This is a genomic window from Desertibacillus haloalkaliphilus (assembly GCF_019039105.1).
GTDB lineage: Bacteria > Bacillota > Bacilli > Bacillales > KJ1-10-99 > Desertibacillus > Desertibacillus haloalkaliphilus.
Genome location: NZ_JAHPIV010000004.1, coordinates 249547 through 265967, shown reverse-complemented (window position 1 = coordinate 265967; position 16421 = coordinate 249547). Strand labels below are relative to the sequence as shown.

Sequence of the window (16421 nt, the reverse complement as noted above, 5' to 3'; positions counted from 1 at the left end):
AGACTACTACAATAACAAACGAATCAAGGAAAAGCTGCATTGGATGAGTCCGATTCAGTTTAGAGAAGCACGACAAGAGATTCTCTCCACCGTGCCTGCTTAATTGTTTTACAAGAACATCTAGCTGTCAAGAGCCACTCCGTTCCTTCTCTTGACAGCTAGATGTTCTTGTAAAAGGTGGTTGTTAAGCACGGTGGTGAAGATTCTTGAGAAAACAAAAAATCGGAGTAGGATTTCTACTCCGAAAAAAGTTTAACTTTTTGGGGTCACCTTATTGGCTAAGGTTTTTTGTTGAATAACGGTCATTATAATTATCAGAATATTTAAAAATGTATTGCAATTACCGGTTGTTTTTTGTATCATTAAAACAAACAATTGTTTGAAATTGCGTTTCGAAGGGGGAGTTAAGATGTCTAAACCATTGCATGGAATAAGGGTGCTCGATTTATCACGCTTGTTACCGGGGCCCTATTGCACAATGTTTTTTGCAGATTTTGGAGCGGAAGTTATTAAAGTGGAAGAGCCTAATGTAGGCGATTACTCTCGGTGGGAAGAGCCAAAAGTCGAAACCGATAGTGCAATTTTTTCGTCGTTAAACCGCAATAAAAAGAGTGTTTGTATCAACTTAAAGTCACAAGAAGGAAAAGAGATGTTTCTTGAGTTAGTGAAGACTTCAGATGTACTAGTCGAATCGTTTAGACCAGGTGTCATGGATCGTCTAGGCTTAGGTTATGATACGCTATCAGAACTCAATCCTAAACTCATTTATTGTGCGATAACGGGTTACGGACAAACTGGACCGTATGCTCAACTTCCAGGACATGATATTAATTATTTAAGCTATGCTGGACTTTTAGGGTTACAAGGGGAATCTGGTCAAAAGCCCGCTCTTTCAGCGACGCAAATCGCGGACATTGGTGGTGGGTCATTGATGGCGGCTATCGGTATACTCGTTGCTATAGTAAATAGAGAAAAAAATAATGGAAAGGGACAGTTTGTTGATATTTCAATGATGGATGGGGTATTATCCTGGTTACAAACGGTTTTGCCTAACTATTTGGCTGATCACAAACGACCTGAACGTGGAAAATTAACATTGTCAGGGGGGAAAGCTTGTTACCAAGTGTATGAAACGGCAGATCAACGCTATATTGCAGTTGGCGCCTTAGAACATAAATTTTGGAAGGGTTTTTGTGAAGGGTTAGATAGACCCGATTTAATCGATGATCTTGAGGCACCTAAAGATAGGCAGGAGCAAATGAAGGTAGAAATTAGTGGATTGATGAAAAAGAGGTCGTTAGATGAATGGATGACTATATTCGAAGATCTAGATACATGTGTGACACCGGTCTTACATGTTGATGAAATCGAAGGGAATCCTCAAGTGAAAGAAAGAGAAATGATCAAGTCGTTTCGTGTATCAAGCGGAAATGAACTTAAACAACTTGGCATCCCTATTAAACTGTCAGATACACCAGGAGATGTGTATGCTGATGCGCCAAAATTAGGAGAGCACAATCGAGAAATATTAGAGGATCTAGGTTTTTCGGTTGAACAAATTAATAACATAGGAAACCTGTAATTGGAAAAGAAGGTGTACTGCGCCTCTATGTTTCTGAATATTTTGAATAATATCGTAGGGGTGATAGGTTGTGTTGGGAGTTAGAATTACAATCTATACATCATAAATCGAGCGATCTAAGTATATCAAGGTGGTGGAACTTATGGAACAATACAAGGAAACGATCGACGTTCGCCAAGGGGAAGGTTTTGATAAAAGTGCTTTAAAAGACTATTTAAAAGAGAATCTCAATGGGGTGCCAAGTGATACGTTAGAAGTTAGGCAATTCCCGACAGGGGTATCGAATTTAACCTACTTAATTCAATGTGGTGAATGGGAGGCTGTCATGCGTCGTCCCCCAGCAGGGCCATTACCACCAAAAGCACATGATATGAAAAGGGAATCTGAGTTTTTAAAACGATTATACCCAGCCTATCAATTGGTTCCAAAGCCTTATATTTATTGTGATGATGAGTCAGTTATTGGTGTCCCCTTTTATATCATGGAACGTAAAAAGGGGGTAGTCGTAGCTGATACATTTCCACCAGGCTATACGGTTACAGATGAATTATGTAAACGCATCTCAAATGTAGCTGTTGATGCGTTAGCCTCACTTCATCAAGTTGATTACAAAAAAGTAGACTTAAGTAGCTTTGGTCACCCAGAGGGATTTTTAAAACGTCAGGTTCATAGTTGGATTAAAAGGTATGAGCGCACGAAAACTGACGATGTTCCTTATGTTGATCAGTTAGCAAGTTGGTTTGTTAACAACATACCCGAGTCACCAGATGCAACAGTTATACACAATGATTATAAGTTAAATAATATGTTGTTATCGAAGGATCTATCTAACATTGAGGCTGTTTTAGATTGGGAGATTGCAACGATTGCAGATCCATTATTTGATTTGGCTGGTGCACTTGGATATTGGTTAGAAGAAGGAGACCCTGATGTTCTTAAAGAGAGTTTGCCGACAGTTACGGTCATGCCTGGCTTTATTAAAAGAAGAGATTTCTTACACAGATACTCGTTAAAAACGGGGAGAGATATTCCACCGCTCCAATTTTACTTAGCTTTCACGTATTTTAAACTAGCCGTGGTACTTCAACAAATTTATTATCGGTGGAAAAAAGGTCAAACAAATGATGAACGCTTTTCTACATTTCATATTAGAGTCAAACACTTAATGGCACATGCCTTTGAAGTTAGTCAAAAAGATACAATATAAGATTAGTTCGTACTAAAAAAGAAGAGGATGAAGCAGGGGGGGTGGAGGTAAAAGGCGATTATATGATCAATTCGTACAGCATTACGTTTTATGATAGCGCTTACTTAAATGGTGTCAATGAAGATAATCAGATAAGGGGGTTTATAGAATGAGAAGCAAAAAATTACATGTATATTGGTTAATGTCTTTATGTGCCTTACTCCTGATCATGGCAGGGTGTAGCGATAATACCTCTGGATCTACCGAGGGTAATGGCTCGAGTGAAGGTGAGGAAACATACACAATTAAATTACCTACGGTTGTAAACGAGGATAATTTTGTTGCAACGACGTTTATGGAGTTTAAGGATTTAGTAGAAGAAAAAAGTAATGGTCAAATTGAAGTTGATATTTATTTAGGAGGAACCCTTTCTTCCTCAGATGAAGAAAACCTCCAACAATTAATGGACGGCACAGCACAGTTAATCGGGATGGGGCCGTTTGTAGCTTCTCAAATAGGTGGTGTAGACGGATTCAATTTATTTGATGTCCCCTTTTTATTTGAAAGTAGAGAACAGTTATATGAATTAGCAGAAGGGCCGATTGGAGAACAGTTTTCAGAAGAATTTCTAGAAGCAACTGGCACACGAATCTTGGGCTATTACGATATCGGATTTTTATCTATTTTAAATAGTAGTCATTCGATTACTGAACCGGAAGATATGAATGGGCTTAGTATTCGTACACCACAAGCTTCTTTATTAATGGATACGATTGAAGTGATGGGGGGGAATCCAACGCCGATTACATTTGCAGAAGTATATACGTCATTGCAGCAAGGGACTATTGATGGCTTAACGACAACAATCCCACTAATGTATGATTCGCAATTTTATGAAGTAAGTAAATATCTATCGATCACTGAACATGTGCTCTTCCCATATCTATTGATTATTAACAATGAATTCTTTGAAAGCTTACCAGCAGATTTACAAGAAGTTGTCCTCGAAGCTGCCGATGAAACGGTTCAATTTGCACGAGAATTAGCGATTGAGCAGGAAGAATCTGCTCTTGAAAACATGAAGGAAGAAGGGGTAGAAGTAAATGAACTAACGCCAGAGCAAATTGAAACCTTTAGAGAGGCAGTCCAACCAGCAATTGATAATAATATTGATGTTGTAGGTGAGGATGTCTTTAATCAAGCGCTAGAAGAGCTAAATCAGTAGATGGTTACTGAAGTGGTTAGAGCTTTGTTCTCTAATCACTTCACCCAACATCACTCTCATAGAAAAGGGGTGAACAAGCGATGGAGGACGACAAAAAGAAGATACCAATTGAAGGCTATGCTTGTTTTCTCTTGTTATTAACAATTACTTTAGTTATGGGCTTGGAAGTGATCGCCCGTTATCTATTTAATAACTCATTCCGTTGGGCCGGTGAGTTAGCAAGATATTTATTTATTTGGTTTATTTTTCTAGGTGCTAGTTATGCGATTGTAGAAAAAACTCATATAAAGATCGAATCTTTGAAGATGATGTTTCCGAAAAAGGTAAGGCCCTATTTAGAATTGACGGGGAATGTAATATGGTTCCTGTTCTCACTCTTTGTTGCTTATATTGGATTCAATTATAGTTTCTCGATGATGAGTGGCAGTGGGAATTCGTCATCGGCGATGAACCTGCCATTATGGATTATTTATATTGCAATACCGATCGGGTACGCACTTATGGCTGTTCGTTTGTTGCAACAGGGGTATAAAGAATTCAAACGAAAAAACTCGGAACATATAGTTGAGGGGTGAGGTGATTGTTGTCAACACTAGTATTCTTATTTGTGATCTTCTTTCTGTTGATTGCAACGAATATGCCAGTGGCCATCGCCTTAGGTATATCAAGTTTTATCGTTTTGATTGTCAATGATTTAACAACATTTAATCTGTTTATAACAGCTTCTTTTGGAGCTAGTGATTCGTTCCCATTGATTGCGATTCCATTATTTATTCTCGCCGGAGAGATTATGAGTAAAGGAGGAATTGCCAAACGATTAGTCATATTTGCTGAGAAATTAGTAGGCTCATTTACCGGCGGACTAGGTATTATTACTGTGATCGCTAGCTTTATATTCGCTGCGATTTCAGGGTCTGGGCCGGCTACTGTTGCCGCTATCGGTGGTATCATGCTCCCTTATATGATTAACAAAGGATATTCGAAAGCGTATGCCTCATCACTCGTAGCTAGTGCTGGGTCAATGGGGCCAATTATACCACCTAGTATTTTATTTATTTTATATGGTGTGATTACAGGTGTTTCCATAGGTGGGCTATTTATTGCAGGGATTCTACCAGGTTTACTGATCGGTATGGCGCTAATTATCGTCAATTATCTGATATGTAGAAAAAAAGGGTATGTTGGTGGTGAAAAAAGTAGTCTTAATGAATTGGTCAAGGCTCTTTACGATGCTAAATTTGCATTACTTGCTCCAATCATCGTACTAGGTGGAATTTATGGAGGCATATTTACTCCAACTGAAGCTGCAGTCATTGCTGTGTTCTATAGTTTACTAGTGAGTTTATTCATCCATAAAGAAATTGCTTTCAAAGACGTACCCCCTATTTTTATGAAAACATCTGCAGTGTGTGGTGGCGTACTCATTTTAATTGGAGCAGCAGCATTTTTCGGGCGCATCTTATCATTAGAACAAGTGCCACAATATTTAGCAGGGCTCATAAGTGGACTATCGACAAATCCGATTATTATTTTACTTATTATCAACTTGTTCTTGTTACTTGTTGGAATGGTGATGGAGACCATTGCTGCGCTCATGATTTTTGTTCCATTATTGCTCCCAATTGTCACGAGCTTGGGTGTTGATCCGATCCACTTTGGGGTGATTGTTTGTATTAACCTTACATTAGGTCTATTGACACCACCAATGGGTGTAAATGTGTTTATCGCTTCCAGGATGGCTGGTATTCCGTTTGAAAAAACGTTTAAGTATTTAATTCCAATTTTTATCGCACTCTTGATCGTGTTGTTGATCATTACGTTATTTCCACAGCTTTCATTGTTTTTACCTAACCTTCTTGATTAGTCGTCCCTATATTTGCTTAAAATCCGTAAGGGTTGAAGGATTGCCCTTTAATAAAGTGGATTGCTTTAGTAAGTTTGTTAAAGGAGTTAAGTGACCTCTATAGAATCCCGAATAATCAGAATTTAATTTAGTGACTATTGCTAGTAAGGTTGATTGATCTTATGACGTTAATTAACAATCATTTATTTGTGAGGTGCATGTAAGTGAATTATAAGACATTAGCAAGAGATTTTTCGTGGGAAAAAGTTATTGAAACATTTGACTGGAACCAAAAAGAAAAATTTAACATGGGACACGAGTGTTGTGATCGGTGGGCAAATGATCCGAATCGTATTGCTATTTTTTGGGAGGATGCAGAAGGGAATAAACAAACATGGACGTACAAATTGTTAAAAGAACAAACAAATCGAATGGCGAATGCTTTAAAACGTTTAGGCATTCAAAAAGGAGATCGTGTCGCGGGCCTACTTGGCAAAGAGATGGAGCTTATTGTAACCGTCATTGCTACATGGAAAATCGGTGCAGTTTATGTACCATTATTTACGGCGTTTGGTCCCGAAGCCATTACTTATCGCCTGAAGGACTCTGGATGTAAACTATTGGTGACAAACAAGGAGCAAGCAGACAAAATTAAAGGACAGGAAGTTGAAGCGCAGCTGCTTTTATCTGACGGTCTAACTAGTGAAGGTCAAACGTTTTGGGAATTTGTTCAGTCATTTTCGCCAGAACATGATACAGAACCGACAGATGTGATGGATCCTAGCGTCATTCAGTATACATCTGGGTCTACGGGTATGCCAAAAGGAGCGGTATGGGCACATAAAATCCTGATTAGTTCATATCCATATTTGCGGTATGCGATAGGGATAGAGCCAGAAGAAGACCGGTTATATGGCGGTGCCGATCTTGGCTGGGCATTTGGATTAATCAATTGTACACTAGCGCCATTAAGTTTTGGGATTTCTATCCTTGCGTACAAAGGTGGGTTTGATGTTAAAAAAGTCTATCAATTGTTACAAGATTATAAGATTACAAACTTTGCCTACGCACCTACTGCTTATCGAATGATGCTTTCACAAGGTGAAGAACTTATAAAACAGTATACATTTGATGTTAAACGCTTTAGTAGTGCAGGGGAACCATTAAATGCTGAAGTGGTTCGATTTTTTAAAGAGAATTTTGGAAGAGAGATTTATGACCATTATGGTGCCACTGAAACAGGTATGATTGTGAATAACTTTAATATCACAGACATGGAGGTTAAACCGGGATCGATGGGCTTACCTACACCAGGCTTCACAATTGCACTCGTTGATGAAAACGGTCATGAAGTTGAGGATGGAGAAGTAGGACAAATTGTTGTTGATACAACTGCTTTTCCACACTTTTTCCTAGGGTACTGGCAGGATCCGAAGAAAACAGAGGCCAAAAAATTAGGAAAGTGGTTTATGACTGGTGACCTTGCTAACAAAGATAAAGATGGCTATTTTTGGTTTCAAGGACGTACAGATGACATCATTTCTAGCGCAGGCTATCGAATTGGTCCGTTCGAGGTAGAAAGTAGTTTATTAGAACACGTGGCTGTGAAAGAAGCAGCGGTTATTGGAAAACCAGATCCTGCTAAAGGGGAAATTGTTAAGGCTTATGTCATTCTGAACTCAGAATATCAAGCTTCAGACGAACTAGCACAGGAGTTGAGTAAGTATGTAAAATCGAAATTATCTAAACACCAGTATCCTAGAGAAATTGAGTTTACGGACTATCTACCAAAAACACCGAGTGGTAAAATTCAAAGATATCTACTAAAAAAGAAGGATATGCAACCGAGTGAGTGATCATGTAAACAGGATGGAGCCCCCAAAACAAAAGGGGGCACTCCATTGAATACTTTTTGACACACATTGATTCAAAATTTTTAGAAAATTCATAATAAACAGTTGATTTCACCTGAACCCATTGATATAATAAATTCAAACAAACGTTAGATTTTTTGTAGCGAAATCGCTTTCAACTAAGAATGACGATATAAATTTTAGATTAGAGGGGTGTATGATCAAATGAAAACAGGACTTTTCTATGTAAATGAGTGTCATGATGGGAACTATGAACGAGCGTATGGTGAGATGCTTGAACAAATCCAGTATGGGGAAGAGCTAGGATTTGAAAGTGTGTGGCTAGCAGAGCATCACTTTAGTTCATATGGAAGTTTAGCTTCTCCCCAAGTAGCAGCGGCAGCGATTTCACAAATTACAAAGAAGATGGATATTGGGATTGGTGTGAGTATTTTAAACTTCGATAACCCGGTGCGAATAGCAGAAGACTATGCGATGGTTGATATTCTCAGTGAAGGGCGCTTAAAGTTTGGAGCAGGTCGCGGATATCAACCGTTAGAGGCGAAAGGGCTAGGGGTTCCGATGGAAAAAACACGGGAACGTTTTTGGGAGTATGTCGAAATCATCCAAGGCCTATGGAATAATGAAACGTTTAGCTATGATGGGGAATTTTATCAATTAGATAATGTCTCGTTAGTTCCAAAACCTGTTCAAGAAAGAATTCCATTTTATTATGCAGCGATTAGTCCAGCCTCGTTTGATTTAATGGTTGAAAAAGAGGCCAGAGAATTCATGGTCACCCCGACATTAATGGTCTTGGACGATGTTCTTGAGTATACAAAGCGTACAAGAGACCGCTTAATGCTAAAGGGAATTACCCCAGATATTCATATGAATCTACAAATGCATATTGCCGATGATACAGACCAAGCGGTTAGAAATGTAGAGGAAAATATGAAAGTCTATTTTAACCGCGTCCTTGATTTAATTCCAGGGGCAAAAGGCATGCAAGCACCAAAAACGTATGAGCGCTTTGCAGAAGTAGCAAAAGAGTTTGATGGCCCATTAGATGTTCGTGGACTTAATGATTCTGGTGTCGCGTTATTAACAGATGCGCAAGATGCGATCGAACGATTAGAAGGTGTCGAGCAAGCGGGAATTAATAGTTTATCATGCTGGTTCCGTATGGGCGGAATGGAGCACCGCAAGGTTATGAAGGCGATGAAGCGCTATGCGGATGAAGTTTTACCATACTTTAAGGCTATTAATACAAAATTAAACAATCAGTGAGGCCTGTTTTCTTTTCATAGAGAAACGAATCTATAGATCGTTTACTAGTCGATATGGACCTATAAATTTAAAAATAAAAGGAGCGAACACATATGTACGATTTCAGTCCAACAGTAGAACAAGAAGAATTGTTAGCAAAAGCAAAAAAGATCATGGAAGAGGATGTTTACCCTGCTGAAAAGTATATCGTCCCAGGCGTGGGATTGCCGAATGAAATATTAAAGCCCTTACAACAAAAAGTTAAAGACCAAAATCTATGGGCAGCTCACCTGCCTGAACATATTGGCGGATTAGGTTTAGGTAACGTTTTCTTAGGGCTATTAAATGAACAATTAGGAAGTAGTCCGATCGGTCCACGAGTTTTTGGAACAGCTGCTCCTGATACAGGGAATACGGAAATTCTCTTGAATGCCGGGACTCAAGAGCAGATTGATAAATATTTAAAGCCTGTAATTGACGATGAGATTCGATCATGTTTTGCGATGACTGAACGTGATGTCTCAGGTGCAGATCCAACCGGCCTACAAACAACGGCTGTTAAAGAAGGGAACGAATGGGTCATTAATGGCCGCAAATGGTTTATCAGTAACGCTGGGCTATCTTCTTTTGCGATCGTGATGGCGGTAACGAACCCAGATGCGGCTCCACATGAACGTGCATCAATGTTTCTCGTTGATATCGGAACGCCAGGCTTTAATCTTATTCGTGATATTGAAGTGATGGGTGACTTTAGTGAAGGTGGACATTGGGAAATTGAGTTTGATAATTGCCGCATTCCAGAAGAAAGCATACTAGGTAAAGTAGGAGAAGGCTTCAAATTAGCGCAAATGCGATTAGGGCCAGGACGAATTACACATGCGATGCGCTGGTTAGGTGTTATGAATCGTAGTTTTGATTTAATGCTTGATTATGCTCTAAAGAGAAAAACGAGAGGGAAGCCTTTAGCTGAATTTCAATCGATCCAAAACTTTATTGCTGATTCTGCCGCTGAGATGTCAGCTTCAAGGTTAATGACCCTTCATGCTGCTTGGAAAATGGATCAAGGTCTAGATGCTAGAAAAGAGATCGCTCTCATTAAATTTTATGGTGCCAAAATCTTAAATGATATCATCAGTCGGGCGATCCAAGTTCATGGATCACTAGGGTATTCAAAAGATACGCCATTAGAGGCATTCTATCGAGAAGGTAGGGCCGCACATATTTACGATGGTCCAGATGAAGTTCATCGTATGGTCGTAGCAAAGCGAATTTTAAAAGAGTATAAAAACAAAAACAAAGATATATTGGTATGATTAATAAATAGGTGAAACGTTGTCAAAGACCTAGGAGGGAAACCTATGGAACAATTATATGATTTTTCAGGTAAGGTGGTTGTCGTAACAGGAGGCAGTCGAGGAATAGGTGCAGAAATGGTTCGCGATTTTGCCTCTCGAGGAGCAGATATCGTTATATCAAGTCGCAACAAGGCCAGCTGTGAAAAGGTTGCCCATGAGGTTAGAGACCTTGGTAGAAAAGCGCTATCTGTTGCATGTGATGTCGGCAAATTAGCTGATATTCAAAATCTATTTAAAAAAACGATGGATGAATTTGGTCGAGTAGATCTTTTAGTGAATAATGCAGGAGCAAATGTAACCAAACCAGCATTAGACGTTAATGAAGAAGAATGGGATTTAATTAATAATGTTAATATCAAAGGGTTATTTTTTAGCTGTCAGGAAGCAGCAAAGATCATGGTTAAGCAAAACCAAGGGAAAATTATTAACATTTCATCTGTAGGTGGTGTGAAGCCATATAAACGTATCGCACCGTATACGGCGACGAAAGCAGCAGTTATTCATATGACACGTTCATTAGCTGCGGAATGGGCACGATATAATATTCATGTGAACTCAATTGCACCAGGGTTAATTGCAACCGAGATTAATAAAAAAGAACGTGAAAATAAAGAATGGCTTGAAAAAGCGACAAAAGCCATCCCTTTTAGAAGATTAGGCGAACCAAAAGATATTTCTCAAACGGCATTATATTTAGCGTCAGGGGCGGCCGATTATATTACAGGTCAAACCTTTTATATTGATGGAGGCACACTTTCAGAATAATTGATGATAGGCAATCATAAATGGTCTCATTCATAGACGCAATGTTGACAGTATGATTGCCTTTATTTATCAAGTGTTTAGATCGTGTGGACAGACAGCAGTACATCAGTTGCTACTTAGTTAAGTAAAAGGTCTCCTAAGAAATTTCAATATCGTGTATGAAATCTGTTGATAAGAGGAGTGATTAGAATGTTTGACTCCATCGAAGAGGCAATAGCTGATTTGCAACAAGGGAAAATTATTATTGTCTGTGATGATGAAGACCGTGAGAATGAAGGGGACTTTGTATTATTAGCTGAGCATGCAACTCCGGAAAAGATTAATTTTCTCATTAAATATGGCCGTGGTTTGGTCTGTGCACCAATTACTGAGGAGTTAGCATCTAAATTAGAGCTATTACCAATGGTTGACCATAATACAGACCCCCATGGTACAGCTTTTACTGTTAGTGTTGATTATAAAACGACATCGACTGGAATATCAGCATACGATCGCTCGGATACCATTCTCGCTCTGCTTAATGAAGAGTCTAAGGCTGCTGATTTTAAAAAGCCAGGGCATATATTCCCATTAGTGGCTAAGGAAGGTGGGGTCCTTAGACGAGCTGGACATACGGAAGCAACTGTTGACCTTGCACGCTTAGCTGGGTATCAACCAGCTGGTGTGATTTGTGAAATTATTAAAGAAGATGGAACAATGGCTCGTGTACAGGATTTGTGTAAAATGGCAAATGAACATGAGTTGAAAATGATTACAATTAAGGACTTGATTCATTATCGTAACCACAAAGAAAAATTAGTCACTCAAGAAGTGACGATCAATCTCCCGATGAAGTACGGGAACTTTCGAACCATTGTCTATTCCAATGATGTTGATGGCAAAGAGCACATTGCCTTTGTAAAGGGGGATATTGATTCGACTGAACCAGTTCTAGTCCGCGTCCATTCAGAGTGTCTAACTGGTGACGTATTTGGATCCCTTCGTTGTGACTGTGGTTTACAACTAGATGCTGCATTAAAACAAATAGAAGAAGAAGGTAGTGGGGTTTTACTGTATATGAGGCAAGAAGGCCGAGGGATCGGACTGTTAAATAAAATGAAAACATATAAGCTACAAGAAGAAGGTTATGATACGGTTGAAGCAAATGAGATCCTTGGGTTTGCTCCAGACCTACGTGATTATGGGATAGGTGCCCAAATTCTTCGTGATTTAGGTGTTGGGAAAATGAGGTTGCTAACAAATAACCCTCGAAAACTCAAAGGCTTAATGGGGTATGGGCTAGAGGTAACGAGTCGAATCCCTCTACAGATGCCACACAATAAAGAAAATGAAAACTATTTAAGAACGAAATCTGATAAATTAGGTCACTTGCTTATTATGTAACGATTGGAACGTGAAGGTGCTTTGAGTACACCCTACACCTCTGAATGATAATATTTTTAAAAGAATATTTTGAAAATTATAAAAATTAACTTGCTTTATCGTAGATTGGGATTTATAATTAATAATGTTAGCGGTTACAAAACTTAAAGGGGGAAGAATAATATGGCATTACAACCTCAAGTTAAAAAATTAGTGGATCAAATTAATGCGGCTACAGCTGATGGACCAGGGATTCCAGATATGTCTGTTGAAGAAAATCGTGAAGGTCTAATTGGTTTCTATGCTGATATAATCGGTGAACGTCAAGAAGTAGCCAAAGTAGAGAATGTTAAGATCCCAGTGGATGGCGATGAAATTGGGCTTCGTTTATATACACCAGAAGGTAATGGACCATTTCCAGTTCTCGTTTATTACCACGGTGGTGGATGGGTTTTAGGTGATCTAGAAGTTGTTGACCCATTAATGCGTTCGCTCGCAAATTCTACCGAATGTTTGGTTGTTTCTGTAGACTATCGTCTTGCTCCTGAAAACAAGTTTCCAATTCCTGTAGAAGATTGCTATGCTGCCACGAAATGGGTTGCAGAAAACATCTCTAACTTCAATGGTGATCCTGAAAAAATTGCGGTTAGTGGCGATAGTGCAGGTGGTAACCTTGCTGCTGTTGTCCCATTGATGGCAAAAGACCGTGGTGGGCCAAAGATTTCGTATCAAATTTTGCTATATCCAGGTACAGACTTTGCTTTTGATACAAAATCTTTTGAAGAAAATGGAGAAGGGTATTACTTAGAAACCTCTGCGATGCATTGGTTTGCTGATCAATATTTTTCAACAGAAGATGAGAAAGTACATCCGTATGCAGCTCCAATCCGTGCAAAAGATCTAAGTGGATTACCGCCGGCTTTAGTGTTTACAGCAGAATACGATGTATTGCGTGATGAGGGAGAAAATTATGCAAAACGGTTACAAGAAGCCGGAGTTCCAGTTGAAGTTAAACGGTATGATGGACAAATTCATGGTTTTTTCTGGATGCCTGTTTTAATGGATGACGCGCATGATGCATTACAGAGAATTAGTGACACGTTAAAGAAAGCATTCTCTTAATTAGAACATGATATAAATTTTTTCACGATAAACGCTATGCGAAAACCCGAGTGTGATAACGCTAGGATTTTCGCTTTCCCCTTCCCGGATGTCATTTAAAAAGTTAATGTTAGTTAGAACGAATATTCCCCATTGATCAGATCAAATATTCCGTCCTACTTTTAAATAAATGGAGAAAGTATGGTTCTATATGAATGGGGATGATTGGCAATAAAATAAAACAAACGTTAGGTTAAATGGATTGTTTGTAAACGCTTACAGGTTAGGTGTAAATTAAATATATTAAGAGGGGTGTATGATCAAATGAAAACAGGACTATTCTACGTAAATGAGTGTCATGATGGAAACTATGAGAGAGCATATGGTGAGATGCTTGAACAAATCCAGTATGGGGAAGAGCTAGGATTTGAAAGTGTGTGGCTAGCAGAGCATCACTTTAGTTCATATGGAAGTTTAGCTTCTCCCCAAGTAGCAGCGGCAGCGATTTCACAAATTACCAAGAAGATGGATATTGGGATTGGTGTGAGTATTTTAAACTTCGATAACCCGGTGCGAATAGCAGAAGACTATGCGATGGTTGATATTCTCAGTGAAGGGCGCTTAAAGTTTGGAGCAGGCCGTGGTTATCAGCCGTTAGAGGCAAAAGGGCTAGGGGTTCCGATGGAAAAAACACGGGAACGTTTTTGGGAGTATGTCGAAATCATCCAAGGCCTATGGAATAATGAAACGTTTAGCTATGATGGGGAATTCTATCAATTAGATAATGTCTCGTTAGTTCCAAAACCTGTTCAAGAAAGAATTCCATTCTATTATGCAGCGATTAGTCCAGCCTCGTTTGATTTAATGGTAGAAAAAGAGGCAAGAGAATTCATGGTCACCCCGACATTAATGGTCTTGGACGATGTTCTCGACTATACAAAGCGCACGAGAGATCGTTTAATTCAAAAAGGCATTACACCGGATATTCATATGAATCTACAAATGAATATTGCTGATGATACAGACCAAGCAGTTAAAAATGTAGAGGAAAATATGAAAGTATATTTTAACCGTGTCCTTGATTTAATTCCAGGGGCAAAAGGCATGCAAGCACCAAAAACGTATGAGCGCTTTGCAGAAGTAGCAAAAGAGTTTGATGGCCCATTAGATGTTCGTGGACTGAATGATACGGGCGTAGCATTATTAACCGATGCACAGGATGCCATTAACCGATTAGAGATTGTCGAGCAAGCGGGAGTTAATAGTTTATCATGCTGGTTCCGTATGGGCGGAATGGAGCATCGCAAGGTTATGAAGGCAATGAAGCGCTATGCCGATGAGGTTTTACCATATTTTAAAGCGATTAATGAAAAAATTGGTAAGTAATAGGTTTATGTTAGATTATCAAATATGAACAAATAGATGAAAGAAACCTACAGTGAAGAGAGGGAAATAAGATGTCAAATGGGCGTTCGCTTGAAGAGAGAATTTTAGAATTAGAAGCACGCGAGCAAATTAAAGAGGTCATTGCCAATTATAATCACGGAGTTGATAAGAAAGACGAAAGTCTATTTTTGGACCAGTGGGAAGATGATGCTGTCTGGGATATTGGAGATCCTTGGGGTTATTGTGCTAATAAACAAGAGATTTTAGAGAAAACACAAGCGATCTGGGAGGGTCTTCCTGAAACACATCACTATGCGATGAACGAAGTGATTAATGTTGATATTAAAAATGGCACAGCCACAGCCGTCGCTGATGTTGATGCGACAGCAACGAACGCGGTTGGTGTTCCACTTGTCATTGCTGCTACGTACTGGGATAAATTAAGCAACCGTACTGGTAAATGGAGACTTACGGAAAGAAAAGTAAAGATTCATTATATGACTCCAGCGTTAGAACCATGGTCAGACAAACCTGAATCACGAATTAATCCTAAGTTAGATTAATAGAAATAAGAAGATTAGGATTGTGCCCCGCTTTTGTCTCTATGTAACGGGTAGGGGAGTCGGGGTGCTTTCCTATCAATATTCAAACGAAACTATAGAAAAAGTGGAGGATATGCATATATTAGAGATTGCATCGGCCATTGCAGTCCTTACATAACCACGAAGTAGGAGCTAATGTTACCTTTTAATAAAAAAATGTATCAGTTAATTAATAATTTGGGGGGATCAGATGATGAAGGTTGTTGGAATTTCAGGTACGATTGTAGGGAGTAAAACACGTGTGCTTGTTGAAAATGTTTTAGAGGATATTAAGAAGGTAGATTCAGAGGTGGAAGTTGAACTCCTTGATTTAAAGGAATATCAAGTACAATTTTGTGATGGCCGTGATCCGGACACTTATGAAGGAGATACAAAAAAAGTCCTGGATATTATGAATTCAGCCGATTGTTTTCTTATCGGAACACCAATTTTTCAATCCTCACTCACAGGGGCCTTAAAGAACTTATTTGATCTCGCGCCTGTTTCAATGTTTAGAAAAAAGGTCATTGGATTTGTTGCTACAGGTGGGACGTATCAGCATTATCTAGTGATAGAAAATCAATTGAAGCCGATAGCGGGTTATTTTAGAGCATTTGTGCCACCGAGCTATGTGTATGCACATAGTAATCATTTCAATAAACAAAATGAAATTATTGATCAAGATGTACTCGAGCGTAGCAAACGATTAGCGGAAGAACTTGTGTTAATGGAACAGTCATTAGGTTAATTACGGTGTTAATGACGGACTAAAGAGAGCTTTTAAAGATAAGAGGTCATGCAATGTTTTGGTCGAAAGGTTGTTCTTTTCTTAAGCCCCTTCACCAATTTGTGTGAGAATCTCCTCAAAATGAAATGAGGGGATTTTTTCATAACAAAAAGGGATAAAAAGCCA

The 16421-nt window shown here is 39.0% G+C and carries 15 protein-coding genes; all 15 read left to right on the top strand.

The features are described 5' to 3' along the window. The coding region (locus KH400_RS27135; RefSeq protein WP_217223171.1) for an IS3 family transposase at positions 1-103 on the top strand (103 nt) is incomplete at its 5' end. Between the two features lie 306 nt (positions 104-409). Continuing rightward, positions 410-1582: a CaiB/BaiF CoA transferase family protein gene (locus KH400_RS06590; protein WP_217223111.1), complete on the top strand. Its 1173-nt coding sequence runs from the start codon at positions 410-412 to the stop codon at positions 1580-1582. 142 nt (positions 1583-1724) lie between these two features. Further along, positions 1725-2789 (top strand): phosphotransferase family protein, encoded by a 1065-nt coding sequence (locus tag KH400_RS06585; protein ID WP_217223109.1) that lies wholly within the window; start codon positions 1725-1727, stop codon positions 2787-2789. A 148-nt stretch (positions 2790-2937) separates the two neighbouring features. Beyond that, on the top strand, positions 2938-3993 hold the full coding sequence (locus KH400_RS06580) for a TRAP transporter substrate-binding protein (protein ID WP_217223107.1): 1056 nt from the start codon (positions 2938-2940) through the stop codon (positions 3991-3993). An 80-nt stretch (positions 3994-4073) separates the two neighbouring features. Next, positions 4074-4568 (top strand): TRAP transporter small permease, encoded by a 495-nt coding sequence (locus KH400_RS06575; RefSeq protein ID WP_217223106.1) that lies wholly within the window; start codon positions 4074-4076, stop codon positions 4566-4568. Between the two features lie 8 nt (positions 4569-4576). Beyond that, complete coding sequence (locus tag KH400_RS06570) at positions 4577-5857, top strand: TRAP transporter large permease (RefSeq protein WP_246589406.1); 1281 nt, start codon at positions 4577-4579, stop codon at positions 5855-5857. 203 nt (positions 5858-6060) lie between these two features. Further along, on the top strand, positions 6061-7692 hold the full coding sequence (locus KH400_RS06565; protein ID WP_312889063.1) for an acetate--CoA ligase: 1632 nt from the start codon (positions 6061-6063) through the stop codon (positions 7690-7692). 222 nt (positions 7693-7914) lie between these two features. Beyond that, positions 7915-8979: an LLM class flavin-dependent oxidoreductase gene (locus tag KH400_RS06560; protein ID WP_217223102.1), complete on the top strand. Its 1065-nt coding sequence runs from the start codon at positions 7915-7917 to the stop codon at positions 8977-8979. 92 nt (positions 8980-9071) lie between these two features. Continuing rightward, positions 9072-10271, top strand: coding sequence for an acyl-CoA dehydrogenase family protein (locus KH400_RS06555; protein ID WP_217223100.1), 1200 nt, complete (start codon positions 9072-9074; stop codon positions 10269-10271). Positions 10272-10316: 45 nt separating this feature from the next. Further along, positions 10317-11078 carry an SDR family NAD(P)-dependent oxidoreductase gene (locus KH400_RS06550; RefSeq protein WP_217223098.1) on the top strand — a complete coding sequence of 254 codons (762 nt, stop codon included), beginning with the start codon at positions 10317-10319 and terminating at the stop codon, positions 11076-11078. Positions 11079-11267: 189 nt separating this feature from the next. Further along, positions 11268-12461, top strand: coding sequence for a bifunctional 3,4-dihydroxy-2-butanone-4-phosphate synthase/GTP cyclohydrolase II (locus KH400_RS06545; RefSeq protein WP_217223096.1), 1194 nt, complete (start codon positions 11268-11270; stop codon positions 12459-12461). Positions 12462-12623: 162 nt separating this feature from the next. Continuing rightward, a complete protein-coding gene (lipP1, locus tag KH400_RS06540; RefSeq protein WP_217223094.1) occupies positions 12624-13562 on the top strand; it encodes a LipP1 family hormone-sensitive lipase in 939 nt (312 codons plus the stop codon). 303 nt (positions 13563-13865) lie between these two features. Continuing rightward, positions 13866-14927, top strand: coding sequence for an LLM class flavin-dependent oxidoreductase (locus KH400_RS06535; protein ID WP_217223092.1), 1062 nt, complete (start codon positions 13866-13868; stop codon positions 14925-14927). A gap of 71 nt (positions 14928-14998) precedes the next feature. After that, complete coding sequence (locus KH400_RS06530; protein WP_217223090.1) at positions 14999-15490, top strand: nuclear transport factor 2 family protein; 492 nt, start codon at positions 14999-15001, stop codon at positions 15488-15490. Positions 15491-15722: 232 nt separating this feature from the next. Continuing rightward, positions 15723-16256, top strand: a complete 534-nt coding sequence (locus tag KH400_RS06525; RefSeq protein WP_217223167.1) for an NADPH-dependent FMN reductase — start codon at positions 15723-15725, stop codon at positions 16254-16256. The last annotated feature ends 165 nt before the right edge of the window (positions 16257-16421 follow it).